21 protein-coding genes and 1 tRNA gene are annotated in these 26,027 nt (G+C 72.3%); 11 read left to right on the forward strand and 11 right to left on the reverse strand.

Features of this window, described 5'->3' with window-relative positions; translation table 11 throughout:
• Positions 1-106: 106 nt before the first annotated feature.
• The 4 genes from G447_RS0104095 to G447_RS0104110 all read right to left on the reverse strand — a co-directional run bounded on the left by G447_RS0104095 (position 107) and on the right by G447_RS0104110 (position 2,589).
• Positions 107-1,147, reverse strand: a complete 1,041-nt coding sequence (locus G447_RS0104095; RefSeq protein WP_026430152.1) for a GNAT family N-acetyltransferase — start codon at positions 1,145-1,147, stop codon at positions 107-109.
• Entirely contained in the window at positions 1,144-1,827 is a 684-nt protein-coding gene (locus G447_RS0104100; protein WP_005868701.1) for a DsbA family oxidoreductase, read from the reverse strand. The genes G447_RS0104095 and G447_RS0104100 overlap by 4 nt, the downstream gene beginning before the upstream one ends.
• Positions 1,828-1,903: 76 nt before the next feature.
• Positions 1,904-1,990: transfer RNA gene (locus G447_RS0104105), tRNA-Leu, on the reverse strand.
• Between the two features lie 95 nt (positions 1,991-2,085).
• Entirely contained in the window at positions 2,086-2,589 is a 504-nt protein-coding gene (locus tag G447_RS0104110; RefSeq protein WP_005868698.1) for a MarR family winged helix-turn-helix transcriptional regulator, read from the reverse strand.
• A 72-nt stretch (positions 2,590-2,661) separates the two neighbouring features.
• Between G447_RS0104110 and G447_RS0104115 the strand changes: the two genes are divergently transcribed.
• Positions 2,662-3,354: an HAD family hydrolase gene (locus G447_RS0104115; protein ID WP_026430153.1), complete on the forward strand. Its 693-nt coding sequence runs from the start codon at positions 2,662-2,664 to the stop codon at positions 3,352-3,354.
• On the opposite strand, the gene G447_RS0104120 is transcribed toward G447_RS0104115, so the two are convergent.
• A complete protein-coding gene (locus G447_RS0104120; protein WP_026430154.1) occupies positions 3,351-6,611 on the reverse strand; it encodes an error-prone DNA polymerase in 3,261 nt (1,086 codons plus the stop codon). The two genes, G447_RS0104115 and G447_RS0104120, sit on opposite strands and share 4 nt — an antisense overlap.
• A gap of 20 nt (positions 6,612-6,631) precedes the next feature.
• Here G447_RS0104120 and G447_RS11060 point away from each other — a divergent pair, with 20 nt between their 5' ends.
• A complete protein-coding gene (locus tag G447_RS11060; RefSeq protein ID WP_341532730.1) occupies positions 6,632-7,723 on the forward strand; it encodes a zinc-binding dehydrogenase in 1,092 nt (363 codons plus the stop codon).
• A gap of 74 nt (positions 7,724-7,797) precedes the next feature.
• Here G447_RS11060 and G447_RS0104130 read toward each other — a convergent pair whose 3' ends face one another.
• The 4 genes from G447_RS0104130 to G447_RS0104145 all read right to left on the reverse strand — a co-directional run bounded on the left by G447_RS0104130 (position 7,798) and on the right by G447_RS0104145 (position 14,589).
• Positions 7,798-8,283 carry a GNAT family N-acetyltransferase gene (locus tag G447_RS0104130; protein ID WP_034476377.1) on the reverse strand — a complete coding sequence of 162 codons (486 nt, stop codon included), beginning with the start codon at positions 8,281-8,283 and terminating at the stop codon, positions 7,798-7,800.
• A 40-nt stretch (positions 8,284-8,323) separates the two neighbouring features.
• A complete protein-coding gene (locus G447_RS0104135; RefSeq protein WP_026430156.1) occupies positions 8,324-11,470 on the reverse strand; it encodes a DEAD/DEAH box helicase in 3,147 nt (1,048 codons plus the stop codon).
• 1,042 nt (positions 11,471-12,512) lie between these two features.
• Complete coding sequence (locus G447_RS0104140) at positions 12,513-14,072, reverse strand: DNA polymerase Y family protein (protein WP_051226240.1); 1,560 nt, start codon at positions 14,070-14,072, stop codon at positions 12,513-12,515.
• Between the two features lies 1 nt (position 14,073).
• On the reverse strand, positions 14,074-14,589 hold the full coding sequence (locus G447_RS0104145) for a hypothetical protein (RefSeq protein WP_026430158.1): 516 nt from the start codon (positions 14,587-14,589) through the stop codon (positions 14,074-14,076).
• 149 nt (positions 14,590-14,738) lie between these two features.
• On the opposite strand from G447_RS0104145, the gene G447_RS0104150 reads away from it, so the two are divergent.
• Together G447_RS0104150 and G447_RS0104155 are read left to right on the forward strand one after the other, a co-directional pair.
• On the forward strand, positions 14,739-15,266 hold the full coding sequence (locus G447_RS0104150) for a YbhB/YbcL family Raf kinase inhibitor-like protein (RefSeq protein WP_005872007.1): 528 nt from the start codon (positions 14,739-14,741) through the stop codon (positions 15,264-15,266).
• Positions 15,267-15,272: 6 nt separating this feature from the next.
• Positions 15,273-15,734 (forward strand): tRNA (cytidine(34)-2'-O)-methyltransferase, encoded by a 462-nt coding sequence (locus G447_RS0104155; protein WP_026430159.1) that lies wholly within the window; start codon positions 15,273-15,275, stop codon positions 15,732-15,734.
• A 195-nt stretch (positions 15,735-15,929) separates the two neighbouring features.
• Here G447_RS0104155 and G447_RS0104160 read toward each other — a convergent pair whose 3' ends face one another.
• Positions 15,930-16,424: a hypothetical protein gene (locus tag G447_RS0104160; RefSeq protein WP_005871999.1), complete on the reverse strand. Its 495-nt coding sequence runs from the start codon at positions 16,422-16,424 to the stop codon at positions 15,930-15,932.
• A 230-nt stretch (positions 16,425-16,654) separates the two neighbouring features.
• Here G447_RS0104160 and lpdA point away from each other — a divergent pair, with 230 nt between their 5' ends.
• Positions 16,655-18,028 (forward strand): dihydrolipoyl dehydrogenase, encoded by a 1,374-nt coding sequence (lpdA, locus tag G447_RS0104165; protein WP_026430160.1) that lies wholly within the window; start codon positions 16,655-16,657, stop codon positions 18,026-18,028.
• 27 nt (positions 18,029-18,055) lie between these two features.
• Positions 18,056-19,792, forward strand: coding sequence for a 2-oxoglutarate dehydrogenase, E2 component, dihydrolipoamide succinyltransferase (gene sucB, locus G447_RS0104170; RefSeq protein WP_026430161.1), 1,737 nt, complete (start codon positions 18,056-18,058; stop codon positions 19,790-19,792).
• A gap of 47 nt (positions 19,793-19,839) precedes the next feature.
• Here the strand turns inward: sucB and G447_RS0104175 are convergent, their stop codons facing one another.
• Positions 19,840-21,138, reverse strand: a complete 1,299-nt coding sequence (locus G447_RS0104175; RefSeq protein ID WP_026430162.1) for a protein kinase domain-containing protein — start codon at positions 21,136-21,138, stop codon at positions 19,840-19,842.
• 104 nt (positions 21,139-21,242) lie between these two features.
• Between G447_RS0104175 and G447_RS0104180 the strand changes: the two genes are divergently transcribed.
• From G447_RS0104180 to G447_RS0104200, 5 genes are all read left to right on the forward strand, one after another.
• Positions 21,243-21,935 (forward strand): DUF4191 domain-containing protein, encoded by a 693-nt coding sequence (locus G447_RS0104180; RefSeq protein WP_005872029.1) that lies wholly within the window; start codon positions 21,243-21,245, stop codon positions 21,933-21,935.
• A 267-nt stretch (positions 21,936-22,202) separates the two neighbouring features.
• Positions 22,203-23,171, forward strand: a complete 969-nt coding sequence (locus G447_RS0104185; protein WP_026430163.1) for an ABC transporter substrate-binding protein — start codon at positions 22,203-22,205, stop codon at positions 23,169-23,171.
• A gap of 17 nt (positions 23,172-23,188) precedes the next feature.
• A complete protein-coding gene (locus G447_RS0104190) occupies positions 23,189-24,127 on the forward strand; it encodes an amino acid ABC transporter permease (protein ID WP_026430164.1) in 939 nt (312 codons plus the stop codon).
• Positions 24,124-24,906: an amino acid ABC transporter ATP-binding protein gene (locus tag G447_RS0104195; protein WP_026430165.1), complete on the forward strand. Its 783-nt coding sequence runs from the start codon at positions 24,124-24,126 to the stop codon at positions 24,904-24,906. The genes G447_RS0104190 and G447_RS0104195 overlap by 4 nt, the downstream gene beginning before the upstream one ends.
• A gap of 125 nt (positions 24,907-25,031) precedes the next feature.
• Complete coding sequence (locus tag G447_RS0104200; protein ID WP_005872019.1) at positions 25,032-25,967, forward strand: aldo/keto reductase; 936 nt, start codon at positions 25,032-25,034, stop codon at positions 25,965-25,967.
• The last annotated feature ends 60 nt before the right edge of the window (positions 25,968-26,027 follow it).

The following is a 26,027-nucleotide window of genomic DNA, read 5'->3' on the forward strand; positions in this document are numbered from 1 at the left end:
CGTTCGGACCGTGACCATTGTGTCATGGCGGACCCGGTCCCGCTTGGGACCCCGCGCCGCGCCCGCGAGGAGCGCGCGGAGGGCGCCGAGGGCGGCCGCGGGCGCGTCAGCCGGCGCCGTCCAGTCCCAGGGCGCGGCGCACGTCGGGCGGGAAGAAGCCGGGGCCCTTGAGGACCTTTCCGTCCTCGCGCAGCCGCACTGTGCCGTCGGGCATGAGTTTGGACAGGTTCGAGGCCTGGACCTCGGCGAGGACCCGGTCCAGGTCGATGCCGGACTCGATGGCCATCCCGTAGACCACGTAGACCAAGTCGGCCAGGGCGTCGGCGGCCTCCACCACGTCGCGGACCCCCTCGTCGGCGCCCGCGGCCGCCCGGGCGGCCTCCTCGACCAGGGAGCGGGCGGTGGGGCCGTAGACGGCGCCGATGAGCTCGGCGTACTCCTCGCTGACCAGCGCGACCCGCATGCCGAGGCGCTCGTAGTCCAGGGTGGGCGCCGCGTGCTCGGCGAGGCGGTCGGGCATCGAGTACGTCTGGTGGAACTGGCGGACCAGGCCCATGGGGCGGCCGGGGTCCAGGGCAGCGGGCGCCCCGGCGCCGGGCCCGTCCCACGGGGTGTCGGGCTCGCGCGGGTCCGTGGCGAGGATGCCCGCTGCCCACAGCCGCTTCCCCGCGCGCCTCTGGACGCCCTCGCGGCGCAGCCCGTTGCGCCATACCGCCTTCCACGACCCCCAGTTGCCCTCGTTGCCGTACCACTGGACGCGGGTGGCGCCCATGGCCGTGAAGGCGGTGTCGAGGGCGAGGGCGACGGCCCTGGTCATCACTCCCTCCCCCCAGTGGTCCTTGGCGGTGAAGTACCCCAGTTCGAGGCAGTCCGGGATGAGGGTGGCGGGGCGCAGCTCGATCCTGCCGAGGAACTCCCCGGTCCCCTCCCCCACGATCGCCCAGTCGCAGCCGCCCCGCTCCCAGCTCTCCGCAGTGGCGGCGACGTTCGCCTCGGCCATGGAGCGCTCGTAGGGCCACGGGATCGTGGTGAAGCACGAGTAGGCGCGGTCCTGGAGGACAGTCGTCATCGGGTCGATGAACTCCTCCCCCATCGGGACCAGCTCTATCCCGGGCCCGGGCACGGTCAGCGGTTCGATGGCTCTCATTGTCCGTCCTTTCGCGAGTGCTCCCACGCGGTCGTGAGCACGTTGGCCATGGCTGTCGCGCTCAGGCGGTCCTGGACGACGAAGCGCGAGTCGAGGATGTAGGTGGGGAGGGCGTTGACGCCCATGCCCACGCCCATCTGGTGGTCGGAGTAGACCTGGGAGGCCCAGCGCCCGTCCGCCAGGGCGCCCGCCGCGACGGCGGCGCCGAGCCCGATGTCCTGGGCGCAGCCGATGAGCACGTCGGGGTCGGACACGTCGAGCCCCATCTCGAAGTGCGCCCGCATAATGGCCTCGGCGGCTTTGAGGTGGGCGGTGCCCGGCCCCGTTGTGGTGCCCGCGTCGATGTCGGCCTCCCCCGCCGCGGCGATGAGGCGGTGGGCCCGGGAGGTGGGTGCCACGACGAGGGACTCGAAGTCGAAGACGACCCCCTCGGCGCGCCCCAGGGCGCGCAGGCGCTCGTCCTCCTCGGCGACCGCCTCCGGCCCCATCCCCGTGGTCCGGGCGAGGTGGGCGGCGCGGGGCGCGTCGACGGGGCCCTCCAGGTCGGGTTCGAGCACGTGGGCGCGCAGGACGACCTCGACTTGGCCGGCATGGGGGAATGCGGACAGGGCCGCGCGCAGGTGGCGCAGCCCCAGGTAGCACCACGGGCAGGCGGTGTCCATCCACATGTCGATGCGCATCCGCACTCCCTCCGGGCCGCGCCCACTGCTCTACGGGAAAGCCCCGGAGCCTTCCGGCCCCGGGGCACTTTTCTCGTGCGCGGAGGGGGACTTGAACCCCCACCCTCGTAAAATGAGGACTAGCACCTCAAGCTAGCGCGTCTGCCTATTCCGCCACCCGCGCAGGCGGCCCGGACGACGTGTCGTCCGCAAGCGAGAAGAACTCTAACACGTTTGTTTCGCGCCGCGCCAATCGGGCGGGGCGGCCCGACAGGGGCCTCAGCGCTTGCGCTTGCGCTCGCGCGCGAAGGAGCCCTTGAGGCGCGAATCCAGCGTGGAGAACACCTTGACAATGGCCCCGATGTCGTCGTCGGTCATGCCGTCCAACAGGTACTCGCGCACCGTCTGCTGATGCAGTTCCGTGGCGGCCAGGACTGTTTCGACGCCCTGGGTGGTCAGGCACGCGTCGTAGCCGCGCCGGTCGATGGCTGAGGGGACGCGCTCGACCCAGCCGTCGCGTGAGAGGTTCGACACCAGGTAGGTGACGCGGGAGGGCGAGTAGACGACTTTGTCGGCCAGCTCCCCCATGCGGAGTCGGTGCTTGGGGGCTTCCCACAGGGCCAGGAGGATGTTGTAGTCGGGCATCGTCACGCCGAAGGTGCGCTTGAGGCGCGTCTCGAGGATCCCCTGGAGGCGCCCGGATGCCTCGAAGAACACGCGCCAGGCGGCGGCGCGGTCGTTGCCCGGGTCCGTGATCGGGTTGAGCCCCGGTCGATCGTCCACATCTCCTCCATTCCGTGCTCGGCGCGCTGGTGCGGCGGCCCGCTCCTTTCGGGAATAATAGGCGATAGTGACATGGAAAGCACTCAACCCACCGAGGCGGTGTTCATGGGAACCACATTCAGTTGCGCCCTTTTCGACGTGGACGGCACGGTGGTGGACTCCGCGCCCGAGGTCGTCGGCGCGTTCGAGCGGACCCTGGAGTCCTTCGGCCTGCCCGTCCCGGAGCGGGAGAGGCTGCGCTCCTATGTGGGCCCTCCCCTGTGGTACTCCTTCGGGGACCTGGGTTATGCCCCGCCCCTGCTGGAGCGCCTCATCGCCACGTACCGGGACCTTTATTCCCACTGCTTCCTGGAGCCGCGGCCCTTCGACGGGATCGAGGACCTCTTCGCCGCGCTGCGGAGCGCGGGCGTGGCCCTGGCGACGGCGACGTCGAAGCAGGCGCCGATGGCCCTCGCCCAGTTCGAGCACCTGGGGTTCATGGAGTACTTCGACGTCGTCGCCGGGGCCACGCCGGACCCGGAGTCGACGAAGACCACGGTGATCCACGAGGCGCTGGAGCGCCTGGCCGCCCTCGGGGCGGACGTGTCGCGCCCCGTCATGGTGGGCGACTCGGTGTGGGACGTGCGCGGCGCCCACGAGGCGGGGCTGCCGGTCATCGGAGTCGGCTGGGGGTACGCCACCGAGGGCGGCCTGGACGAGGCGGACTGGCGGGTGGAGACGATGGAGGAGCTGGCCGCCCTGTGCGTGGGCGGGGGCCCGGTCTAACGGAAGTCGCGGGACCTGGCGCCGACGGGGGCGGCGACTTCCCGCAGGGAGTGGGCGCGCACGCACACGGCCCCGTCGCGGCGCTCGAGGCGACCGCGGACCTCGACGGCGCGTGCGCGCAGGGCGGCTGCGCGGTGGGCCGCCCACATGCCCGCCGCGCACGTGACGTTCACCAGCCCGCTCTCGTCCTCCAATGAGAGGAAGACGGTCCCCGCCGCCGTCGGGGGCCTCTGCCGGTGGGTGATGAGGCCCGCGATGGACACGATGGCGCCGTCGTCGCAGCTGTGGAGGGCGCTGATGGGGAGCACGCCGGGATCCAGGTGGGCCCGGACGAGGGCGAATGGGTGGTCCCCGGTGGTCAGGCCTGTGGACTCGGTATCGGCGCGCAGTTCCTCGACGGCGTCCATGGCGGGCAGGTCCGGCGCCGGGGCCGGGTCGATCCCCGGCAGGGCGGGCTGCCATCCCCCGTCCGCTCCCAGGGGCTCCCGGGGTGCTCCCAGTGCCCCGGCCGACCACATTCCCTCCCTCCGGGAGACGCCCAGGGAGGCGAGCGCGCCCGCATGGGCGAGGCGCTCGAGGTCCTTCTCGCCCAGCCGGGCCCGCCGGGCCAGGTCGCCCACCGACGAGTAGGGGCCCTCCCCCCTGGCGGTGGCGGTGCGCTCGGCCGCCGCGCCCAGGCCCGCGATGGAGCCCAGGCCGATTCGCACAGCCAGTCGGGGGTCGGCGTCGAGGGGGACGGCTTGTGGGACGGGCGCCGCCGCCCGCGCGCCTTCCCCCTCGTCCGACTCCTCCACTACTGCCCCCACGCGCGAGTGGTTGACATCGGGCGGGGCCACGCGCACCCCGTGGCGGAGCGCGTCGTGCACCAAGGAGGAGGGCGAGTAGAAGCCCATGGGCTGGGAGGCCAGGAGGGCGGCGTAGAAGTGCTCGGGGGCGCGCAGTTTGAGCCACGCGGAGGCGTAGACGATGTGCGCGAAGGAGAATGCGTGGGACTCGGGGAAGCCGAAGTCCGCGAAGCCCTTCAGCTGTTCGACGACGGCCGCGCCGGTCGCCGCGTCGATCCCGTTCCTCCCCATCCCCTCCATCAGGGCCGGGCGCAGCCCCTCCACGCGCTCGGTGCCCCGTTTGGCCCCGAGGGCCCGGCGGAGGCGGTCCGCCTGCGCCGGGGTGAAGCCCGCGGCGTCGACGGCGATCCGCATGAGCTGCTCCTGGAAGAGGGGCACGCCCAGGGTCTTGGCCAGCGCCGGCTCGAGCAGGGGGTGCAGGTAGGAGACCTCCTCCTCGCCGGCGCGCCTGCGCAGGAAGGGGTTGACGGATCCGCCCTGGATGGGCCCGGGACGGACGAGCGCCACTTCCACGACGATGTCGTAGAAGCAGCGGGGCTTGAGCCTGGGGAGGGTGCTCATCTGCGCCCGCGACTCCACTTGGAAGACGCCGACCGTGTCCGCCGCGCACAGCAGGTCGTAGACCCCGGGGTCCTCCTGGGGCAGGGTGTGCAGTCCGATGGGGAGCCCCCGTCTCCCCAGCAGGGGGCTGCTCCTGCGCCCCCACGACTCCCCCTCCGGGGCCCCGGCGCCGGCCAGATGGTCGAAGGCCAGGCGCAGGGCCGAGAGCATCCCCAGCCCCAGCAGGTCGAACTTCACCAGGCCCGCGTCCTCGCAGTCCTCCTTGTCCCACTGCAGCACGCTGCGGCCCGGCATGGACCCCCAGCTGATGGGGCAGACGCTGGAGACGGGCTGGTCGGTGAGCACCATGCCCCCCGGGTGGATGCCCATGTGGCGGGGCAGCCCCGCCAGGGCCTCCGCCGCACGGGCCACCAGGGGCGGCGCCTGCGCCTCGCCCCTCGACCACGCGGCCGCCTGCTCCGGGGAGTGGCCCAGCGCCCGCGCGGCGTCGCGGATCGCTGAGCGCGGGCGGTACGTGATGACGTTCGCGACCTGCGCTGCCCTGTGGCGGCCGTAGGTGTCGTACACGTGCTGGATGACCTCTTCCCGCCTGCCCGACTCGATGTCGATGTCGATGTCGGGCGGGCCGGACCTGGCCGATGAGAGGAAGCGCTCGAAGAGCAGCTGGTGGCGCACGGCGTCGACCGCGGTGATCCCCAGGCAGTAGCACACTGCGGAGTTCGCGGCCGACCCCCTTCCCTGGCAGAGGATCCCCCGCGCGGAGCAGAAGTCCACGATCTCCTTGACGATGAGGAAGTACCCGGCGAAGCCCAGTGAGGCGATGACCTCCAGCTCGTGGTCGATCGTCCGCCACGCCCCCGGCGACTCCTCGCGGTCTCCGTAGCGCTCGCGGGCGCCCTCGTGCGCCAGGCGCGCCAGCCACGAGTCGGGGGTGTGTCCGTCGGGCACGCGCGTGCGCGGCAGGCGCGGCGCCACCAGGCGCAGGTCGAAGGCCGCCTCCCGCGCGATGTCGGCGCTGGCCGCCACCGCCCCGGGGTGGTCGGCGTGGATGAGGGCCATCTCCTCCGGGCCGCGCAGGAAGGGCCGCGCCGCCGTCAGGTGCCCCTCGGCCTCGTCGAGGCACATGCCCAGCCGTGCCGCCGCCAGCACGTCCCCCAGGGCCTGCGAGGCGGGGCCCGCCATGCGCGCCCCCGTCGTCGCCACGAGGCGCAGGCCCCGCGAGCGCGCCAGGCCGGCCAGTGCGTCGGCCTCCTCGGGGCCGTCACCGGCCCTGCGCTGCGCCTCCACCACGACGGCGTCGCGCCCGAAGAGCTCCACGAGGGAGTCGAGGACGCGCCTGGCTCCGGCGGTGCCGTGGGAGCGCAGGGCGCGGCGCAGCGGGCCCCGGCCCGATCCGGTGAGGACCAGCCAGTCCCGGGCGCGCCCGGACAAGTCGCCCAGCCGGTGGCAGCTGTCGCGCCGTCCGGGCCGTGACAGCGCGTGGTCGCTCATCGCCGAGACCAGGGCGGAGTACCCCCGCGGGGAGGCCGCCAGCACCGGCAGCCGCACCCCGGGGTCGTGGGCGCCGGGGCGCAGTCCCCAGCCCCGCCCGCCGGCGCCGGGCAGCACCGGGCGCAGCGATGAGGCGTCGATGGTGAGTTCGGAGCCGTGGACGATGGGCAGGCCCGCCTCGCGCGCCGCCATGGTCGTGCGCACCGCGGAGTGCATGCCGTCCACGTCGAGCACCGCGAGGGCCTCGAGGCCGAGGCTGTGGGCCGCCCGCACCATCTCGTCGGGCTCGCACGTCCCGTCGAGGAAGGTGAAGGCGCTGTGCGCGTGCAATTCCGCGTAACGGGGCCGGGTTCCACTCACCGCGCCAGAATATCGAACATGTGTTCGATTTGTGGGGCGGGGCGCGCACGGGCAGTGGCGTACCCTGTCCCCATGGCAACCATGCGCGCGGCCGCGCTCGAATCACCGGGCTCCCTGGTCCTCACGACCCGCCCGGTCCCGGCGAGGTCCTCCTGGCCGTCGAGGCCACGACGATCTGCGGCACCGACTTGCGCATCGAATCGGGTGCGAAGACGCGCGGAGTGACCCCGGGCGTCGTCCTCGGCCACGAGATCGCGGGCAGGGTCGCGGCACTCGGCGGTGCTCTGCGCCCCGGCGCCCCCGCGGTCGGGTCGCAGGTGGGGCTCGCTCCCGAATGGGTGTGCGGGTCGTGCGGCCCCTGCGCCTGTGGGCGAGCCAACGTCTGCGAGAACATGCGCCTGTTCGGCACCACCGTCGACGGGGGCCTGGCCGACTACCTGCTGGTCCCCGCCCCCGCAGTCGCCCAGTGCGTCGTCGCGGTGGAACGGGAGACCGACCCGGCGCTGCTCGCCCTCGCCGAGCCGCTCTCGTGCTGCCTGCGCGCCCACACCCGCCTCGGCATCGGAGCCGGGGACACCGTGGCCGTCCTGGGCACCGGGCCCATCGGGCTCATCCACTGCGCCCTGGCCGCTCGCGCGGGGGCCAGGGTCATCGCCTCGGGCAGGCCCGCCAGGCTCGAGCCCGCCCTGCGTTTCGGAGCCGCCCACGCGACCGCCGCCACTGGCGCAGAACTGGTCGCCGAAGCGCGCCGCCTCACCGGGGGCCGCGGGGCCGACGTCGTCATCGTGGCCGTGGGCGCCCCGGAACTGGCGGGGGCGTCACTGGAACTCGCCGCCGTCGGCGCCCGCGTGTCCTACTTCGCGGGGTTCAGCGCCGGGGCCTCGGCCAGCATCGACCCCAACCTGGTCCACTACCGCGAACTCGTCGTCCTCGGTTCGGCGAACGCCACCCACGCCGATTACGCCGAGGCGGTGCGCCTGCTGTCGTCGGGGGCCCTGGAGCTGGGCGGGCTCGTCACCCACCGCTTCGCCCTGGGCGATGTCCACGCGGCCTTCGACGCGGTGCGCCGCAGGCGCGGCCTGAAAGCGGCTGTGCTGCCGGGCACGGGGTGAGGCCGGCTGCGGCCGCTCCACAGCATCATCGGGCCGCCGGGCGCAGTGACGGGCGCGGTGCAGCCCTGCGGCGGCTACTCGGAGAGGAGCGGCCGGGCCCCGTCCCGCGTCAGCTCCACCACGAGCGCCCGCCGGGCCCCCTCGCGCGCGCCGCGCACCCTGAACCCCGTTCTCTCGTACAGTGCCCTGGCGCCGGCGTTGTCCTCGTAGACCGACAGCGACACGGTGGAGACGCGCTCGTCGCCGAACACGATCCGGAGGAAGGCGTTCAACGCCCTGCGGCCCAGGCCGCGCCCGGTCCTGGCCGGGTCGATGATGAAGCGCCCGATGTGGGCCTCTCCCCCGTCGGTGTACATCCACTGCACCACGCCTACGAACTCGCCCCCGCAGCGAATCGAGTGGAGGCCCTCCAGGGCGGCCACGCGCCCGCGGGTCAGTGGGAAGGACAGGGCAGGGCCCGCCCACTGCTCGAGGAAAGCCGCGCCACGCGCGTTCACCCAACCGCACAGCGCCTCCGCGCCGTCGCCGTCCACGCCCTCCAGCACCTCGATATCGTCCACGCAGTCCTCCTCCGCCGCCGCACTCGGCGGCACCGCCACCCTACTCCAGCAGGGCGCGCAGGTCCTCGGCGCCCAGGGAGGCGCCCGTCGCCGCGCCATCGACCACCTTGGACACCAGGCGCCGCTTGCGGTCCTGCAGCTCCACCACCTTCGCTTCGATCGTGTCGTCGGCGACCAGGCGGTACACGTTGACCTTCTTCGACTGGCCGATCCTGTGCGCGCGGTCCACTGCCTGCGCCTCGGCCGCGGGGTTCCACCACGGGTCCATGACGTACACGTAGTCCGCCTCGGTGAGCGTCAGCCCCGTCCCCCCGGCCTTGAGGGAGATGAGGAAGACCGGGGCGGCGCCGCTGCGGAAGCGCTCGATGACGCGGGCCCTGTCGCGCGTCGCCCCGTCCAGTTGCGCCACTGTGATGCCCCTGCGTTCCAGGGCGCGGCGTATGCGCGCCAGGAAGGACGTGAACTGGCTGAAGACCAGGGCCTGGTGCCCGCGGGGCACGATCTGGACGAGCTGGCCCACCAGGTACTCGGTCTTGGCTGAGCCCACGTGCGCGTAGGCGCTGTCCACCAGGGCGGGGTCCAGGGCCAGTTGCCGCAGCCGCGTGATCGACGCCAGGACGTCCATCCGGTTGCGGGGGAAGTCCTCCATGAGGGACAGGGCCCTGGCGCGCTCGCGGGTGAGGTGCTGTTCGTAGATGTGCCTGTGCTCCTCCCCCAGTTCCACGCGGGCGAGCGTCTCGACCTTGTCGGGCAGGTCGGGGGCGACCTCCTCCTTGGTGCGGCGCAGCACGAAGGGCGCGATCAGCCTGCGCAGACGGTCGAGGGCTGCGGGATCCCGCCCCGATTCGACCGGCTTGCGGATCTTCTCGTTGAACACCTCCCACCGGGGCAGCAGCCCGGGGCACGCCAGGGCGAGCACCGACCACAGGTCGGCGACCGAGTTCTCCACGGGCGTGCCCGTGACTGCGAAGCACCAGGGGGCCCTGACCGCGGCCAGTGCGGCGTGGACCGCGGTGCGGGGGTTCTTCACCGTCTGCGCCTCGTCGATGACCAGTCCTGAGAACTCCTGGGCAGCCCATTGCCCGGCCTCGAGGCGGGCGATCGTGTAGGAGGTGATGACCAGGTGGGCGCCCGCGCACTCCTCGGCGACGCTCGTGCCGCGCCTCTTGGCAGTGCCCGCGACGACGCGCGCGTCCAGGTCCGGGGCGAAGCGGCGCGCCTCGTTCTCCCAGGCGCCCAGCACGGAGGTGGGGGCGACGACGAGGACCGGCGGCGCCTCCGGATCGGCGTCGCGCAGGGAGCAGACCGCGCTCAGCAGCTGCACGGTCTTGCCCAGGCCCATGTCGTCGGCCAGTACGCCGCCCAGCCCCGCCTCGGCGCGCGCCGTCAGCCAGTCGTGCCCCACCCGCTGGTAGGGGCGCAGCCGGGCGGTCAGGGCGGGCGAGAGGGCCAGGCCCGCGTCGGAGGGGCCGTCGGCCCCGTCCAGGAGGAGGCTGACGGCCCGCCTCCACCGCTCGCTGGCGCGGACCTGGTCCGCGGACTCGGCGAGCGCGCCCCACAGCCCGGCCTGGGCGGCGCTGATGCGCGGGGAGTCCGCCCCGGAATCCGTGAGCACCGCCGCCTCGGCCAGCAGTGCCCGCAGGCGTTCGACGCGCTCCCCGTCCAGGGCGACCCACGTCCCGTCGACCAGGACGTGGTCCTCGCCCCTGGCCAGGGCGGCCAAGACGTCTTCCATGGCGATGGCGGCCCCCGCGACCGTGACCTCCAGGCGCAGGCCGAACCAGTCCGTGCCGGAGTCGTCGACCACCGCGGTGACCCTCATGCCGTCGTCGTCCACGCCGATGCGGCGCACCTCGTCGGCGATGTCCCACACGACGCCGGCGCCGGCCAGGGCGTCCACGACCGCGTCCAGGAAGCCGGGAACCCTCCACGCGGGGATCCGCGCCGAGGAGGGCACTGCCCGCCACAGCCCGTCTTCGCTGAGCGAAGCGCCCAGGGCGTCGATCTGCTCCGCGCGCGAGGCGAGGCCGGGGTCCGAGGCCATGGCCCCGGCCAGGGGCACGCGGGAGGAGGCGGCGCCGAAGTCGTACTCCGCCCACCATCGCACCGCCACGCGGTCCCCGCCATCGGGGCGAACGGTGGCGACGACGGCCGCGCGGGCGTCCTCCACGTCGGCGAAGGTGGAATCGAGGGAGACCACGTGGGCGCGCCTGCGCAGCCCGGGCAGCCACGAGGCGCGGAACTCAGCGAGGTCCGCCACGGGCACGTCCACGGCGCCCCCCTCGGGCAGGGCGTCCAGCAGGGACACTCCGTTGACCCTGGCCAGGGCCGTGCCGCCCTTCGAGACGAGCAGCCGGGGTTCGACGGCGATCCTGGGAAGGCGCTCGATGCGGTCGCCGTCGCGGGCGACAGCCCGCAGGGTCAGGGCCGTCGGCCCCAGGGAGGCGTCCAGGTCGACGTCCCAGGTCGTGTGCTCGAGCTCGAGTGGCGTGAGGGGGTCCATCCCCGCCCATAGTGCCACCCCCGCCCTCTGGAGCCTGCGCAGCCAGTCGAAGGCGCCGTCGCCCAGGGACTCCAGGGACACCTCGCCCCGCGAGCGCCATGCCCCGCCCTCGCGGGAGCGCCGGTAGGCCTCGCGCATCAGGGACAGGTGCGTGGGGTTGATCCCCTCGGTCACCGACTCCCACCGCGTGTTGGTCAGGTCCGGCCAGCCCGCGCGTTTGTCCGTCCACGCCGTCCTGGCGCCGCGGCGCAGCGGCTTGAGCCAGATCGGCGCCGAGGGGTCGTGGGCGTCGACGAGGAGCCCCAGGGGCTCGCCCCCGGAGGCCGCCGTTCCGATCATCGTGGCCAGGGCCCGCTTCCACGGCGCTTCTTCCGCTAGGGTCTGTCCGCGCAGGTCCTCGCGGCAGGCGATCACGGTGGCGACGCCGTGGACGCAGTCGACTCCGATGGGGCAGGCGCACGAGATGCCCGGCCTGGTGGGCTGGGGGACGATCCGCGTCTTGTAGGTGAGGGCCCCGTCGCGGACGCGGCCGACCAGGCGGTCCCCGTCCTCCCACTTGGTCTCCACGACCTTGCCCGCCCTGTAGGCGGCCAGGCCCTTCGCCCACACGGCGGCCCCGGTGCAGGCGATGATGTCGTCGTCGTCGAGGGCGGCGATGCTGTGCGCGAACGAGGAGGAGGGCATCCCTCCAGTCTACGCGCGGCCGCGCCTGACCCGTGCCGTCGCGCGCGGGGAACCCTGTCCCCTGGTGGAGACAGCCACTTGCGCATCTCAGGGCTAAGGCCGTCGGGCACGGGGAACCCTGTCCCCTGGTGGAGTCCTGTGTTGCGAAGCGGGCCGGTCGGGACTGTGCACCGACTGATCGGCCGGTCGGGGCTGTGTTTGGCAGGACGTGCCCTCCTCGCGGAGGCTTGTATTGAAAAATGGGCCGGTCGGGGGGCGAGCACCGTTCGTTTTGCAAGCGAAGTGGAGTTTTCAAAGGGATGCCTCGCCCACTGGGCTCCTGCGGGGGCTGTTTTGCAAGTGAAGCGGAGTTCTCAAAGGGATACAACACTTTGCAAGCGTTATAACGCTTGCAAAGTGTTGTATCGCTGTGAAAGCGGAGGTATCGCTGTGAAAACGGGGCCCGTCGTGTCGGTATCGCTGCGAAAACAGCCCACGGTGCGCAGCGCCCGGGCTCAAACGCTCGCCGGCAAGGTGTTTCCAGTATGGAACACCGATCCTGACGGACAAGCACTGCGCGCTCCGGCGCCCGAGGGGAAGACCGGCCCCACCACGGAACCCTCTCGAACCCAACGGAGGGCATTGGGGCAGGAAACCACCTACTGGGGCAGGTTAACCCCCATTGGAGCAGGTTAATAACCTACCCCCATGCACCGTAACCTACCCCAATGCGACAGCGCACCCACCCCAGCAGTGCCCGGCTGCGGAGAAGCTGCTCCCATTGCCTACCCCAATGACCCGTTTCCTACCCCAATGCGGGGCGCGCTCGCACACAACCGCACAGCGGCCGCGGAAGGCGCATGGCCACAGACGCCCCGCGCAGCAGTCCCGTCCCCGGTCCGCACGGAGTCGCGGCCCGTGCGGAAGGGGCCACCGTAGACGACGCCGACGCCGACGACCAGCGCGACGCCCCTGGCCTGTGCGGAAGGGGCTCAGTCTCGCACCCATCCCCGCCTACGAGGACGGCGATGCCCCCGACCTGTGTGGAAGGGATTTCCGAGCCTCAGGCGTAGGCCCCCTCGACCGACCAGGCCCCCGCGCGGAACACGAGCAGCAGATCCTCCGCGCCGCCGCCCTCCCCCTCCAGTGCGACCCGCAGGTAGGCGCGGGCAGAGCCCTCCGCGTCCCACCAGCGCCCGGCGACGGCCCACGGGCCCGCCAGTGGGCGGACGGGGACCGTCCTGGCCCGCCCCTGCGGGTCGAGGACCAGGCGGGCCGGTTCCGCGCTGAGCAGTCCGCGCGCGGTGACGCCGATGGGGGCGCGCCCCGGGTCCGCGCCCAGCAGGAGCACCGGACGCGGCTGGTCGTAGAGGGCCGCGGGCGGCTCCTCCACTCCCCCCTCCCAGTCCCCGCCCCGGGCGTGGGCGCTGGGGGCGCCCCAGGGGACCAGGACGGCGCGCGAGCGCGGGTCGTACCCGCCGCGCAGCTGCGGCCGGGACACGGCCCCCTCCCCCGCCAGCCCTTGGAGCCTGGCGGCGAGGCGCTCGATGCCGCGCTGCCGGGCGTCAGCCCCCCACAGGGGCGTGAGGGCATCGGCCGGGTAGGGCTCGACGGCTGTGAGGCGGAGGGAGCGGATGGGGCCCTCCGGCCGGGCGGCGCCCTCGGTCCACCCCAGCAGGTTCCAGCGCACGCGCTCGGCGATCTCGTCGGGGCTCATGAGGTCGACCCCGCGCCACCTCCTGGTCAGCTCCCCTCCTCCCCCGGCGCTGGCCTCGACGAGGAGGGCGTCGGCGAGCAGGCCGCGGCGCGCGAGGCGGTCGGCGAGGTCGTGGGCACAGCGCAGGGCGGGGACCAGCACGGCGTCGATGTTCTCCCCTCCCTCGTCGATGTCCACCCCGGTCCCGATGTCGCCGAGGGGGCGCAGCGCTCCCGCCAAGGCCAGTTCCCCGCCGCTGGCAGCCCGCCACAAGAACTCCCCCGCGACCCCGAAGCGGCTGGAAACGGCCGTGGCGCCCATGCCCAGCAGGTCCGCGCACACACGGATCCCCAGGCGGCGCAGCAGCGCCACCGCCTCCTCGACGCGGTCGCGCAGCCCCGGTGGCGCCAGGCCCGCCACCACCGGCCCCAGGGGAACGGCCGAGAGGAAGCGGGCCGTTCCCCCCGCGGGGACGATGCGCCCCTGCCTCGCCGCGCAGACGGCGCCCAGGGGGCCCTCCGCGATTCCGGCGAAGCACTCGACGCCGACGCGCTCCTCCACGGCCTCGACGAGGCCCCGAGCGGCCACCTCCTCACCGCCGGCCCAGCGGGCGGGCCCCGTGGCATTCGCCCAGGCGAGGCCGGGCCGCAGGCACTCGACGCCCGCGGCCACCTGGTCGAAGGCGCTCAGAACGGCCTCGAAGGCCCTCCCCTCCCTCTCCTCGTCGCGCGGAAGGCACACGAGTTCCGGGCACAGGGAGGAGGCCGCCCTCGTCCTCATACCCACTCGGACCCCCCTCGACCGGGCGGCGGCGGTGGCGGCTTCGACGCGCCCCGAGGCCACCACCGCCCCGGGCTCCCCCGCCTCCAGGTCGGCGGCGAGGGAGTTGACGGGCCAGTCGGGGACCCATAGCGCGATGCGCCTCATCTCATACCGCCTCCCGCAGGAGTGTGGCGAGGGGGCGGGAGACGCCCGGCCAGGGGCGCTCGGTGATGATGCGGCGCCCCCGCGCGCGGGCGCGGGCGGCGAGGCGGCGTTGCTCCTCACGGCTCAGCGCGGCCCGGCCCACGCACAGGACGTCGACGGCATCGAGGCACAGTGAGCACACCAGTGCCGCGCCGACGTGCTCGGGAACCGCCACGACGAGGACGCGGTCGAGGTCGAGCCCCTCCTGGTGGGCCCACTCCCACCCGATGTCGGCCACTCCCACGAAGGCGGCCCACCCCCCGTCCGGGCAGGAGTCGAGGACCGCGCGCACGAGGTGGGACCGCGCGGCGGGGGCCTCGACCACCGCAGAGCCAACGAGTTCCAGGTCCCCAGCTGGCCGTGCGGTGCCTGAGGACGGGGGGAGGGAGGACGGCGCCCTCACCAGCCCCGTGGTCCTCTCGGCCGCGGCTAGCGCGCTGCGGGCCGCCGCGAGTCTGTCGATGGCGGATGCCCCCACCTCCCCTCCTCCCGTAGAACAAGTGTTCGACTCAATCATTTTAGGGGAGGGCGCTCGCGCCTGCGTCCAGGGGCCTCCGGTGGCGCGCGGGCCCCGCCGGTCCGACAATGGAGGCCCCGCCCGACTCCCGGAACCCCGATGGAGGAACCATGGATCTGACGACGCGCCCGAGTGCCCGCGCCCCCTACGAGGGAATGGGCGTCCCCTCCTTCTCCCTCACCAGCGACACCCTGGCTGACGGGGGGACGATGCCGGCCAGCGCGACCGCGGAGGGCGGTTCGCGCTCCCCCCACCTCGCCTGGTCCGGCGCCCCAAGCGGAACCCGCTCGTTCATGATCACCTGCTTCGACCCGGACGCCCCCGTCCCTGCCGGGTGGTGGCACTGGGCCGTCCTCGACCTGCCGGCCTCGGCCTCGTCCCTGGACGAAGGGGCAGGGCGCTCCGACCTGGAGCTCGACGGCCCCGCATTCCACCTGCGCGGGGACACCGGCGACGCCTCCTACTTCGGCGCGGCCCCTCCCCCCGGCGACCGCCCCCACAGGTACGTGTTCTCCGTGCACGCCCTGGACGTGGACACCCTGGGGCTGGACGATGACGCGACTCCCACGATGGCGGCGTTCACGGCCCTGGGCCACACGTTGGCGCGAGCCGACCTGACCGTCACCTTCCAGGCCTGAGGCCCGATGCTCCACATCGTCTTCTGGGAGCCCGAGATCCCCGGGAACACGGGCGCGGCCATCCGCCTGTCGGCGTGCACCGGCTCGATGCTCCACCTCGTGCGCCCGCTCGGCTTCGACATGGACGACGCGAAACTGCGGCGGGCGGGACTGGACTACCACGACTTGGCGCACGTCCGCGTCCACGACTCCCTGGACGGGGCGCTGGCCGGGATCCCGGGCCGTGTGTGGGCGCTGACGGGCCACGCCGAGCGGGCGTACACGGACGTGGCCTACAGCGACGGTGATGGACTGCTGCTCGGGCGCGAGTCCGTGGGCCTGTCCGAGGAGGCCATGTCCCACCCGGGGGTCGCCGGCCGCGTGCGCATCACGATGGCGCCCGGGGTCCGTTCCTTGAACCTGGCGAACTCGGCCTCCATCGTCCTCTACGAGGCGTGGCGGCAGCTGGGTTTCCCCGGGGGCGTGTGAGGGGGCCGGCTCCCCCGCCCGCTCGGCGGCGCGCCTGACCGGAGGGGTGGCTGGAGGGGCCCCGCCCCCCGACGGCCCCGGTCCTTGCGCGGACGGCGCGTCAGCGCTGACCGGCACCCCAACAGATCTACACCACCCCGGTCCCGGCACGGGCGAGGCGCCACCCGGGGGTGGTTGCACCGCACGTGCGGCGCGTCAGCGCTGCCAGCGCGACGGCCGCTCGATGGACTCGGCGATCTCGACGATGCGGCGGGGGTTGGAGCGCCACATCCACACCAGGCCGATGAGGGAGACGGCCAAGGGCGCGTAGTAGAAGTCGGAGCCCAATCCGGTCCACGCCGACCGGGGGCCGTTGAGCTCGGGGACCCCCAGGCCCGCGACCCACAGGACGAGGGGGGCGGCGATGGTGACGCCTATCGACGTCCACCCCACGATCCGCATGCGCCTGCCGTTGTGCGTCAGGGCGGTCGCCGCCGCCAGGTACGTGGCCCCCGCCAGGACCGCCAGGATGGGCGGCCCCCAGGGCTCGTCGGCGTTGTGGTGGAACAGGTCCACCACGGCGACCACCAGGATCCATGCGCCGAGCAACCAGAACAGGGCGATGACGATGCGTCCCAATCCGAACGACGGTGGGCGCTGGTCCCCGTGCGACCCCGGGCTCTCGACGGGGCTATCTGGCTGATCGGGCATAGTCCCTCCTTGTAGGCGCCTTCAGATCATAACCGCCGCGCCCCCTTTCGTCGTTGCTGCGCGGCCGAGGGGGCGCACCCCGGTGTGGGCCGTTGCACCTGGCGACTTCCACGAGTGGGCGGACAGCGCGACGGCGCCGTGGGACAATGGGCCCAGAGGGGCAGTGAGTCCTGTCATGAAATCGGATCTACCAGGGCGGTGCCCGTTGCCGTCCCACAAGGAGTTCAGACGTGAGTGAGCCACAGTACGACATCGTTGTCCTCGGCGCGGGCTCGGGCGGTTACGCGACCGCGCTGCGCGCCGCCCAGCTCGGCATGAGGGTCGCCCTCATCGACGGGGACAAGGTCGGCGGCACGTGCCTGCACCGCGGCTGCATCCCCACGAAGGCCTACCTGCACGCCGCCGAGACCGCCGACACGGTCCGGGAGTCGGCCAGGTTCGGTGTCCGCTCCACGTTCGGCGGCATCGACATGGCGCAGGTCGCCGAGTACCGCGATTCCGTCATCGGCGGCCTGTACAAGGGGCTGCAGGGCCTGCTCTCCTCCAGGGGCGTCGAGGTCGTCAAGGGGTGGGGGCGCCTGGTGTCGTCCGACACTGTCGAGGTGGGCGGGCGCGCCCTGGTGGGCAGGAACGTCGTCCTGGCGACCGGCTCCTACTCGCGCTCGCTTCCCGGCCTGGACATCGGCGGCCGCGTCATCACCTCCGACCAGGCGCTGCAGATGGACTGGGTGCCCCAGTCGGCGGTGATCCTCGGCGGCGGCGTCATCGGCCTGGAGTTCGCCTCCGTGTGGAGGAGCTTCGGCGCCGATGTCACGATCATCGAGGCGCTGCCCCGTTTGGCCAACAACGAGGACGAGGCGATCTCCAAGCAGCTCGAGCGCGCCTACCGCAGGCGCGGCATCAAGTTCCACACGAACACGCGCTTCGCGGGCGCCGTGCAGGACGAGGGCGGGGTGCGCGTGGCCACGGAGGACGGCAAGTCCTTCGACGCCGACGTCCTGCTGGTGGCCGTGGGCCGCGGGCCCGTCACCGAGGGCCTGGGCTACGAGCAGGCGGGCATCCGGATGGACCGCGGCTTCGTCCTCACCGACGAGCGCCTGCGCACGGGCGTGGGCAGCGTCTACGCGGTCGGCGACATCGTCCCGGGCCCGCAGTTGGCCCACCGCGGATTCCTGCAGGGGATCTTCGTCGCCGAGGAGATCGCGGGCCTGGGTCCGAGGATGCAGGCCAACGTGAACATCCCCCGGGTGACGTTCTGCGAGCCGGAGATCGCCTCGGTCGGTCTGACCGAGAAGCAGGCGCGCCAGGAGTACGGCGACGCCGTGCGCACGGTCGAGTACAACCTGGCGGGCAACGGCAAGTCCACGATCCTTGGGACCTCGGGCCTGATCAAACTGGTCTCCGTCCAGGACGGGCCGATCGTCGGCTTCCACGGGATCGGCTCGCGCATCGGCGAGCAGATCGGCGAGGGCGGGCTTATGGTCAACTGGGAGGCGTTCCCCTCGGACGTGGCCTCGATCATCCACGCCCACCCCAGCCAGAACGAGTCCATCGGGGAGGCTGCGATGGCCCTGGCCGGCAAGCCCCTTCACGTCCACAACTGAGCCCCCAGATTTACTAGGAGATTACTTATGGCAACCGCAGTGACTATGCCGGCGCTGGGCGAGTCCGTCACGGAGGGCACGGTCACGACGTGGCTGAAGTCCGTGGGCGACCGCGTCGAGGTGGACGAGCCCATCGTCGAGGTGTCCACCGACAAGGTCGACTCCGAGGTCCCCTCCCCCGTTTCCGGCGTCTTGCTGGAGATTCTGGTGCCTGAGGACGAGACCGTCGAGGTGGGCGCCCACATCGCCCTCATCGGCGACCCCTCTGAGGTGCCCGCCGTTTCCCCGGAACAGGCCGCGGCGGCTCCCGCCCCTGCTCTCGCCCCCGCTGCTTTCGGCGGCGCTTCCCCGGAACAGGTCGCGGCGGCTCCCGCCCCTGCTCCCTTCGGCGCCGCCCCGGTGGCCGGCACCGAGGTGACGATGCCCGCCCTGGGCGAGTCCGTCACGGAGGGCACGGTCACGACGTGGCTGAAGTCCGTGGGCGACCGCGTCGAGGTGGACGAGCCCCTGCTGGAGGTGTCCACCGACAAGGTCGACTCCGAGGTCCCCTCCCCCGCCGCCGGATTCCTCGCCGAGATCCGCGTCCCCGAGGACGAGACCGTCGAGGTGGGCGCCGTGGTGGCGGTGATCACCGCTGAACTCCCCTCGGCCCCCGCCGCCCCTGTTCAGCCGTCCGCGCCCGTCGCTGCCCACGCGGCTCCTCCCGCTCCTGCGGCGCACGCCGCCCCCCCGGTGCCCGTCGACCCTTTCCCCAGCGCCCAAGCACTGGCGAAGACCGCCGACGCGGCCCCTTCCGCCCCCGCGCCCGCTCCCGCCCAGGCGGTGTCCGGCTATGTGACGCCGATCGTCCGCAAGCTGGCGCGCGAGGCCGGGGTCGACCTGGCCGCAGTCGTCGGCTCGGGGGTCGGCGGGCGCATCCGCCGTGAGGACGTGGAGGCGGCCGCCGCCGCAATGAGGGCGGCGGAGGAAGCCGCCTCCTCCGCCAAGCACGCAGCGGTTCCCGGGGACCCGGCGCCCAGCGCCGCGCCCTCCCGCGAGCCCTCGCCGCTGCGCGGGACGACTGAGAAGATGTCCCGCCTGCGCCAGACGATCGCGCGCCGCATGGTGGAGTCGCTGCAGACCGCGGCCCAGCTCACCACCGTCATCGAGGTGGACGTGACCAGGGTGGCGGCCCTGCGCGCCCGCTCGAAGGACGCCTTCGCCGTGGCGCACGGCACGAAACTCACCTTCCTGCCCTTCTTCGTCAAGGCGGCCACCGAGGCGCTGCAGTACCACCCGAAGATCAACGCCACGATCGACGGGGCCCAGGTGGTCTACTTCGACCACGAGCACATCGGTATCGCCGTCGACACCCCGCGGGGACTGCTGGTTCCGGTCATCAAGGACGCGGGCGCGAAGACGCTGGCGGGCATCGCCGAGGCCATCAACGACCTGGCCGTGCGCACCCGCGAGTCGAAGGTCGGCCCCGACGAACTGTCCGGCTCGACTTTCACGATCACGAACACGGGTTCGGGCGGCGCCCTTTTCGACACGCCCGTCCTCAATATGCCCGAGACGGCGATCATGGGCGTGGGCGCGATCGTCAAGCGCCCGGTGGTCGTCAAGGGCGCTGACGGTGCCGACGCCATCGCGATCCGCTCGATGGTCTACCTGTCCCTGTCCTACGATCACAGGCTGGTGGACGGCGCCGATGCCTCGCGCTACCTCATGGACGTCAAGCGGCGCCTGGAGGAGGGCGATTTCGAAGCCGATCTGGGCCTGTGAGCCCCGGGGCCGGTCCGCATTGCGGACCGGCCCCGCTGCCGAGGGCGTCAGTGCCCCTCTGCGCCGGACTGGCCGGAAGTGCCGCGGGCGGCGACGACCAGTCCCGAAGCCCGTTCGATGTCGAGGATGACCTCCTGAGGGGGCTGCGCTGTGGCGTCCGTGCACGTTCCGTTCGCGCAGGCGCGCAGCGCGGTCTGGGTCAGCGTGGCCCTGGCGCGGATGAGGGAGTCGGTGCACGCCATGACCTCTTCGACGTGCACCTGCGTCTCGAGTTTCTCAACGGTGATCCCCTGTTCAGCCAGGGACTCGATGCGCTTGCGGTCGGCCTCGGCCAGAGCGCCGCCCACCACGCCGTCCAGGGCGGAGGCGTCGCCTGCGACGATGGCGGCGTCGCGGGCGCGGATGGCCGCGCCCAAGCGGGCCTCGACGACCCCGACGGCGCACGGGTCGGACGAGGGCTGCTCCTGCGGCGCTGCGGCGGCCCCCGCTCCCGCAGAGGACTGCCCGGTTTGTGTCTGGGAGGGCTCGGAAGCCCCGTTGAGGGCGCCACTGCGCCACACGAGCACCCCGCCGACTGCGAAGAGGACCACCGCGAGGGCGAGCAATGCGGACACGCGGCGCCGACTGCGGCGGGGGGCTCCGCCCTTCTTCGCGCCGCCCTCCGCATCCGCCCGGTCTTCCCCGGGCGCCAGGGTGTCCTCCCTCAGGGCTGCGGCCCGCAGATCGGCTACGACTTGAGCGGGGTCGATGACACCGCCATCGACGAGCACGGGAGAGTCGTCTGCTCCGGCGCTATCGGCGTCCGACGGGTCGATGCCCAGGAGCTCGCCGATGCGGTCGGCGCACGCCTCGTCGCCCTCCTGTCCCTCCGGCGCGCCCAGCGACCATCCCCGCGTTCCTGCGCCCGGACGGGGCGGGTCGATGATGTCGATGATGACGGCGCGCCCCTGCGGGTCGACGATGATGTTCGCGGGACTGATGTCGCCGTGGACGATTCCCGCCTCGTGCAGCGCCTCGACGCCGGCTGCCACCCCTTCCCACACCCTCCGGCGGGTGCGCGGCGAGCGCAGCGCGTGCGAGGCGAGGGCGATGTCGAGCGGGCGTCCCTCGATGTACTCCTGGACGACCGCCCATTGCCCGTCCTCGTGGCGGACGACGTCGAGCAGGCGGACCACGTGCGGGGAATCGATGCCGGCCCACGCGCGCCAGCGGTCCACGCTCCCGCGCGCCTCGCGCTCGCCCCGGATTGCGACGACGCCAGGGCCCTTGCTGGTCTCCGTCAGCCACAGCGGCCCGTTGGCGCCCATGTGGATGATGGTGCCGAGTTCGTACCCTCCGATTTCCATGGTCCAATCTTTCCGAAGACTCCCGTGTGAGGCAAGTCATGCGTGTGCGCGCGGGCGGCCCCCGTGTCCGGGCCCGGCCCGCGTGGCGGTAGAATGGGGGTGCTATGAGTGAGAAGAAACCCCCCGCAAAGCGCCGCTGGTACCACAATATGGCGGACGCGTACCGCGTCTCCGCCCGCTCCTACCCCTGGATCCCGTGGGTCCTGGTGGGCGCGGCGATCTCCGTGATCGGTCTGTTCCTCATCATCGCCGCCCTCCTCCACCTGAACTGGATCGCGTGGCTGTTCGTCGGTCTCCTCGCCGCGTTGACGACGGATATGGCGATCCTGTCCTTCCTGGTGCCCCGCGCCCTGTACTCGCAGATCGAGGACACCCCCGGGGCCTCCAAAGCAGTGCTCCAGCAGATCAAGCGCGGGTGGATCATCCCGGAGGAGCCCATCGCCGTGACCCGCGAGCAGGACCTGGTGTGGCGGATCGTGGGGCGCCCTGGCGTGGTCCTCATCTCCGAGGGGCCCTCCTCCCGGGTCCGTCCTCTGCTCAACGCCGAGGCGAAGCGCGTCACGAGGATCCTCCAGAACGTCCCGGTCCACCAGATCCAGGTCGGCAAGGACGAGGGGCAGGTCGCCCTGGGCAAGTTGCAGGCGGCCATCAACAAGCTCAAGAACGCCCTCACCAGCGAGGAAGTCCCGCAGGTCTCCTCCCGCCTGGCGGCTTTGAGGGCGAACAACCCGCCGATCCCCAAGGGCGTCGACCCGCAGCGGGCGCGCCCGAACCGGCGCGCCCTGCGGGGCAAGTGAGTGGCGCACGCGTAGCGCGGAATGGGGCGGCTCCGGCCGCCCCATTCCTGTCCTCTGGACCCGGGGTGGCGTTTCCGACCGGGCAACAGTCGTCCTGATGGGGCCGGAAAGGCAGTCCGCCGGAGCGGCGCCTTTCGCGGAGCGGGCGAGGGGACTGCCGCCCGGCCGTCCGCATTGCGAACAGGCATCCATCACATATTATGCATAGCCATGCATGATGATGCATACTGATGCTGTACCGACAGTCCCCGCACTAAGGACCCCGAGATGCACACCCTGCACAAGCCCACGACAGCGGCCCTCCTCGCACTGACTGCGGCGTCCGCGCTCGTCCTCGCGGCGTGCTCCGACCCCGGCGCCACCGCGCAGTCCGCCTCGGACCCCAACGGCGCGGCCGCCTCGGGGGGCGCCGCGACCACGGATGCCACCCCCTTCGACGTCTCCCAGATCCCCACCGTCGACGAGATCGCCGCCCTGGTCCCCGACGAGGTCAAGGCCCGCGGCACCCTGCGCAACGGCGCCTCCGCCGACTACGCCCCCGGCGAGTTCCGCGCGAGCGACGGCCAGACGGTCGTCGGCTACGACGCCGACCTCACCAGGGCCCTGGCCAAGGTCATGGGCCTGAAGGACGGGACGACCTCGCACGCCGAGTTCCCCACGATCATCCCCTCCATCGGCACGAAGTTCGACGTCGGCATATCCTCCTTCACTATCAACTCCGAGCGCGAACAGCAGACGAACATGATCGCCTACGTCCAGGTCGGCTCCGCCTACGGGGTCGCCCAGGGCAACCCGAAGGGCTTCGACCCCGCCCAGCCGTGCGGCAAGACCATCGGCGTGCAGACCGGAACAGCGCAGGAGGAGTACATCAATACGCTGTCCCAGGAGTGCGTGTCCGCGGGCAACGAGGCGATCACCGTCATGCCCCACGACGTCCAGACCTCCGTGGCCACCAAGGTCGTCGGCGGCCAGTACGACGCGACCCTGGCCGACTCCACGGTCATCGGCTACACCGCGGCGCTGTCCCAGGGCAAGATCGAGCAGATCGGCGACGTCATCGAGTCCGCCCCCCAGGGCATCGCGGTGAACAAGCAGGACACCGCGCTGACCGAGGCCGTCCAGAAGGCCGCGCAGTACCTCATGGACCACGGCTACCTGCAACAGATCCTCGCGCCCTACGGGGCCGAGGGCGCCGCCCTGACGACCGCGGAGCTCAACCCGCAGGTCAACGACTGAGCGCGGAAGGACCGATCATGTCCCATGTGAAAGACGGAGTCGAGCTGCTCGACGCCAAGCCGGTCCCCCGGCCAGGGCGCTGGGTGGGCGCCGGAGTCGTCGCGGTGATCGTGGCGATGGCTGTCCACGGGCTCGTCACCAACCCGAACTACCAGTGGTCGACCGTGTGGGCATGGCTGTTCTCCCAGTCGATCATGTCGGGGGTGCTCTTCACGATCATCCTCACCGTCCTCGCCATGCTGATCGGCACTGCCCTGGCGATCACGATGGCGATCATGCGGCAGTCGATCAACCCCGTGCTCAAGTGGGTGGCCACCGCCTACATCTGGTTCTTCCGCGGAACCCCCATCTACACGCAGTTGATCTTCTGGTCCCTGCTACCGACTCTCTACCCGAAGCTGTCACTGGGCATCCCCTTCGGCCCGGAGTTCGCCACCTTCGAGACGGCCGCCTACTTCACGCCGTTCTGGATGGCGTTCGTGGGCCTGGGCCTCAACGAGGGCGCGTACCTGGCTGAGATCATGCGCGCGGGCCTGCTCAGCGTCGATAAGGGGCAGTGGGAGGCCGCCACCGCCCTGGGCATGCCGCGCTCCTTGATATTCCGCAGGATCGTGCTGCCCCAGGCGATGCGCGTCATCGTGCCGCCGATCGGCAACGAGACGATCTCCATGCTGAAGACGACGTCGCTCGTGTCGGCCATCCCCTTCACGTTGGAGCTGACCTTCGTCGCCAGGCAGAAGGGGCAGGCGATGTTCGCCCCCGTCCCCCTGCTCATCGCCGCCGCGATCTGGTACTTGCTCATCACGACACTGCTCATGTGGATCCAGTCCTACATCGAGAAGCACTTCGCCAAGGGCTTCGACCGGCACGAGACGACGGCGGCCTCCCCCGCCCAGTCCGGTTCCGACGACGAGCACTCCCCCTCCCGGCCCCGATTCCTGGATGTGACCCCATGACCCCTGATTCCTCCCCCCAGCCGATGGTGTCGGTGCGCGGCGTCCACAAGTTCTTCGGCGACTTGCACGTGCTGCGCGGCATCGACCTCGACATCGCCAGCGGCGAGGTGTGCGTCATCCTGGGCCCGTCGGGCTCGGGCAAGTCCACTCTGCTGCGCTGCCTGAACCAGTTGGAGCGGATCAGCGCGGGCCGCGTGTACGTGGACGGCACGCTTCTGGGTTACCGCGAGGACGCCTCCGGCCAGCTCCACGACCTCAAGGACCGTGAGATCGCCGCGCAGAGGGCCCACATCGGCATGGTGTTCCAGCGCTTCAACCTATTCCCCCATAAGACGGCGCTGGAGAACGTCATGGAGGCCCCCGTCCACGTTGCGAAACGGCCGGCCGCCCAGGCGCGGGCGCGCGCCCTGGAGCTCTTGGACCGCGTGGGATTGGCGGACCGGGCCGACCACTACCCGGCGGAGCTGTCGGGCGGCCAGCAGCAGCGCGTCGCCATTGCCCGCGCCCTGGCGATGGACCCGGAGATCATGCTCTTCGACGAGCCGACGAGCGCACTGGACCCCGAGTTGGTCGGAGAAGTCCTGGCGGTCATGCAGGACCTGGCCGCGTCGGGGATGACGATGGCCGTGGTGACCCACGAGATCGGTTTCGCCCGGGAGGTCGCCGACCACGTGGTCTTCATGGACGGCGGCTCGATCGTCGAGGCGGGGACCCCCGCCCAGGTCATCGACAATCCGTCCTCGGAGCGCACGAAGGAGTTCTTCTCGAAGGTCCTGTAACCGGATCCGGTACCGCTCGCGCGGTGGGAACTGGCGGACCGGGCAGGGCAGCCCGCGCGGAGGCAACCAGCGGACACACCCCGGCGAAAAGGGCCGGGCCGCCCGGCACCGCCTAGTGTGGTGGCATGATGACTACGTTCTGCGGGCGCAGCGGGCTGCGCGTGTCCTCCATCGGCCTGGGCACCCTCACGTGGGGGCGCGACACGGACGCCGCGGAGGCCTGCGAGATGCTGGCGCACTTCGTCGACGCAGGGGGTAGCCTGGTGGAATGCTCCCCCATGCACGGCGAGGGCAGGGCCACCGACGTGCTCGCGGAAGCGGTCGCCGCCGTGGGCCGCCACCGCGTCGTCCTCGCGTGGCGCGGCGCCTCGCGGCCCGACGCCGACTCGTGGAGGCCCGCAGGCGGGCGCGGCGACATGCTCCGCAGCCTCGATGACGCGTTGGAGCGCCTGGGCAGTGACTTCGTCGATGTGTGGCTGGTGTCGCCCGAGGCGGGCGTCCCCCTGGAGGAGACCCTGTCGGCGGCGGAGCACGCCCACCGCACCGGAAGGGCCCGCTACATCGGCATGGCCTCCTCGCGCACGTGGGACATCGCCGAGGCCGTGACGCGCGGCGCCATGCCCGGCGGTGCGCCCATCACGGCCGTCGAGGCCCCCCTGTCCCTGGTGGACACGCGGCTCGCCGGACTCGTCGCGGAACTGGAGGACCGGGGCATCGGGTTCTTCGCGGCCTCCCCCCTGGCCGGAGGGGCACTGACCGGCAAGTACCGGCACTCCACTCCCCCGGATTCGCGGGCGGCCTCCCCGCACTTGCGCCACCTCGTCGAACCGCACTTCACCGCGGCCGCCAGGGGCGTGATCGAGGCTACCGTCAAAGCAGCCGAGGGGCTGGACCGCACGGCCGCTGACGTGGCGTGCGCGTGGGCGAGCGGCTACCCGGGCGTGTCCAGTGCTGTCATCGGCCCGCGCACGACCCGCCAGCTCGACGCGGTCCTCGAGCGCGAGGCGCCGTTGCCCGTGCCGATACGGCAGGTGCTCAACGAAGTGGCGGGATTGCGCTAGGCGCCGTCCGCGCCACGTGGGGTATCCTTCATCAGTGCGCACGCCCGTGATGATTGTGAG

The organism is Schaalia georgiae DSM 6843 (assembly GCF_000429245.1).
In the GTDB taxonomy this organism is placed as follows: Bacteria; Actinomycetota; Actinomycetes; order Actinomycetales; family Actinomycetaceae; genus Pauljensenia; species Pauljensenia georgiae.

Excerpts from the sequence above, each read along its gene's own strand:
- G447_RS0104095 (WP_026430152.1), bottom strand. The coding sequence starts at position 1,147 with ATGAGAGCCATCGAACCGCTGACCGTGCCCGGGCCCGGGATAGAGCTG.
- G447_RS0104100 (WP_005868701.1), bottom strand. The coding sequence starts at position 1,827 with ATGCGCATCGACATGTGGATGGACACCGCCTGCCCGTGGTGCTACCTG.
- G447_RS0104115 (WP_026430153.1), top strand. The coding sequence starts at position 2,662 with ATGGAAAGCACTCAACCCACCGAGGCGGTGTTCATGGGAACCACATTC.
- G447_RS0104135 (WP_026430156.1), bottom strand. The coding sequence starts at position 11,470 with ATGCCCTCCTCCTCGTTCGCGCACAGCATCGCCGCCCTCGACGACGAC.
- G447_RS0104140 (WP_051226240.1), bottom strand. The coding sequence starts at position 14,072 with ATGAGGCGCATCGCGCTATGGGTCCCCGACTGGCCCGTCAACTCCCTC.
- G447_RS0104150 (WP_005872007.1), top strand. The coding sequence starts at position 14,739 with ATGGATCTGACGACGCGCCCGAGTGCCCGCGCCCCCTACGAGGGAATG.
- G447_RS0104155 (WP_026430159.1), top strand. The coding sequence starts at position 15,273 with ATGCTCCACATCGTCTTCTGGGAGCCCGAGATCCCCGGGAACACGGGC.
- G447_RS0104160 (WP_005871999.1), bottom strand. The coding sequence starts at position 16,424 with ATGCCCGATCAGCCAGATAGCCCCGTCGAGAGCCCGGGGTCGCACGGG.
- sucB (WP_026430161.1), top strand. The coding sequence starts at position 18,056 with ATGGCAACCGCAGTGACTATGCCGGCGCTGGGCGAGTCCGTCACGGAG.
- G447_RS0104175 (WP_026430162.1), bottom strand. The coding sequence starts at position 21,138 with ATGGAAATCGGAGGGTACGAACTCGGCACCATCATCCACATGGGCGCC.
- G447_RS0104180 (WP_005872029.1), top strand. The coding sequence starts at position 21,243 with ATGAGTGAGAAGAAACCCCCCGCAAAGCGCCGCTGGTACCACAATATG.
- G447_RS0104185 (WP_026430163.1), top strand. The coding sequence starts at position 22,203 with ATGCACACCCTGCACAAGCCCACGACAGCGGCCCTCCTCGCACTGACT.
- G447_RS0104190 (WP_026430164.1), top strand. The coding sequence starts at position 23,189 with ATGTCCCATGTGAAAGACGGAGTCGAGCTGCTCGACGCCAAGCCGGTC.
- G447_RS0104195 (WP_026430165.1), top strand. The coding sequence starts at position 24,124 with ATGACCCCTGATTCCTCCCCCCAGCCGATGGTGTCGGTGCGCGGCGTC.
- G447_RS0104200 (WP_005872019.1), top strand. The coding sequence starts at position 25,032 with ATGATGACTACGTTCTGCGGGCGCAGCGGGCTGCGCGTGTCCTCCATC.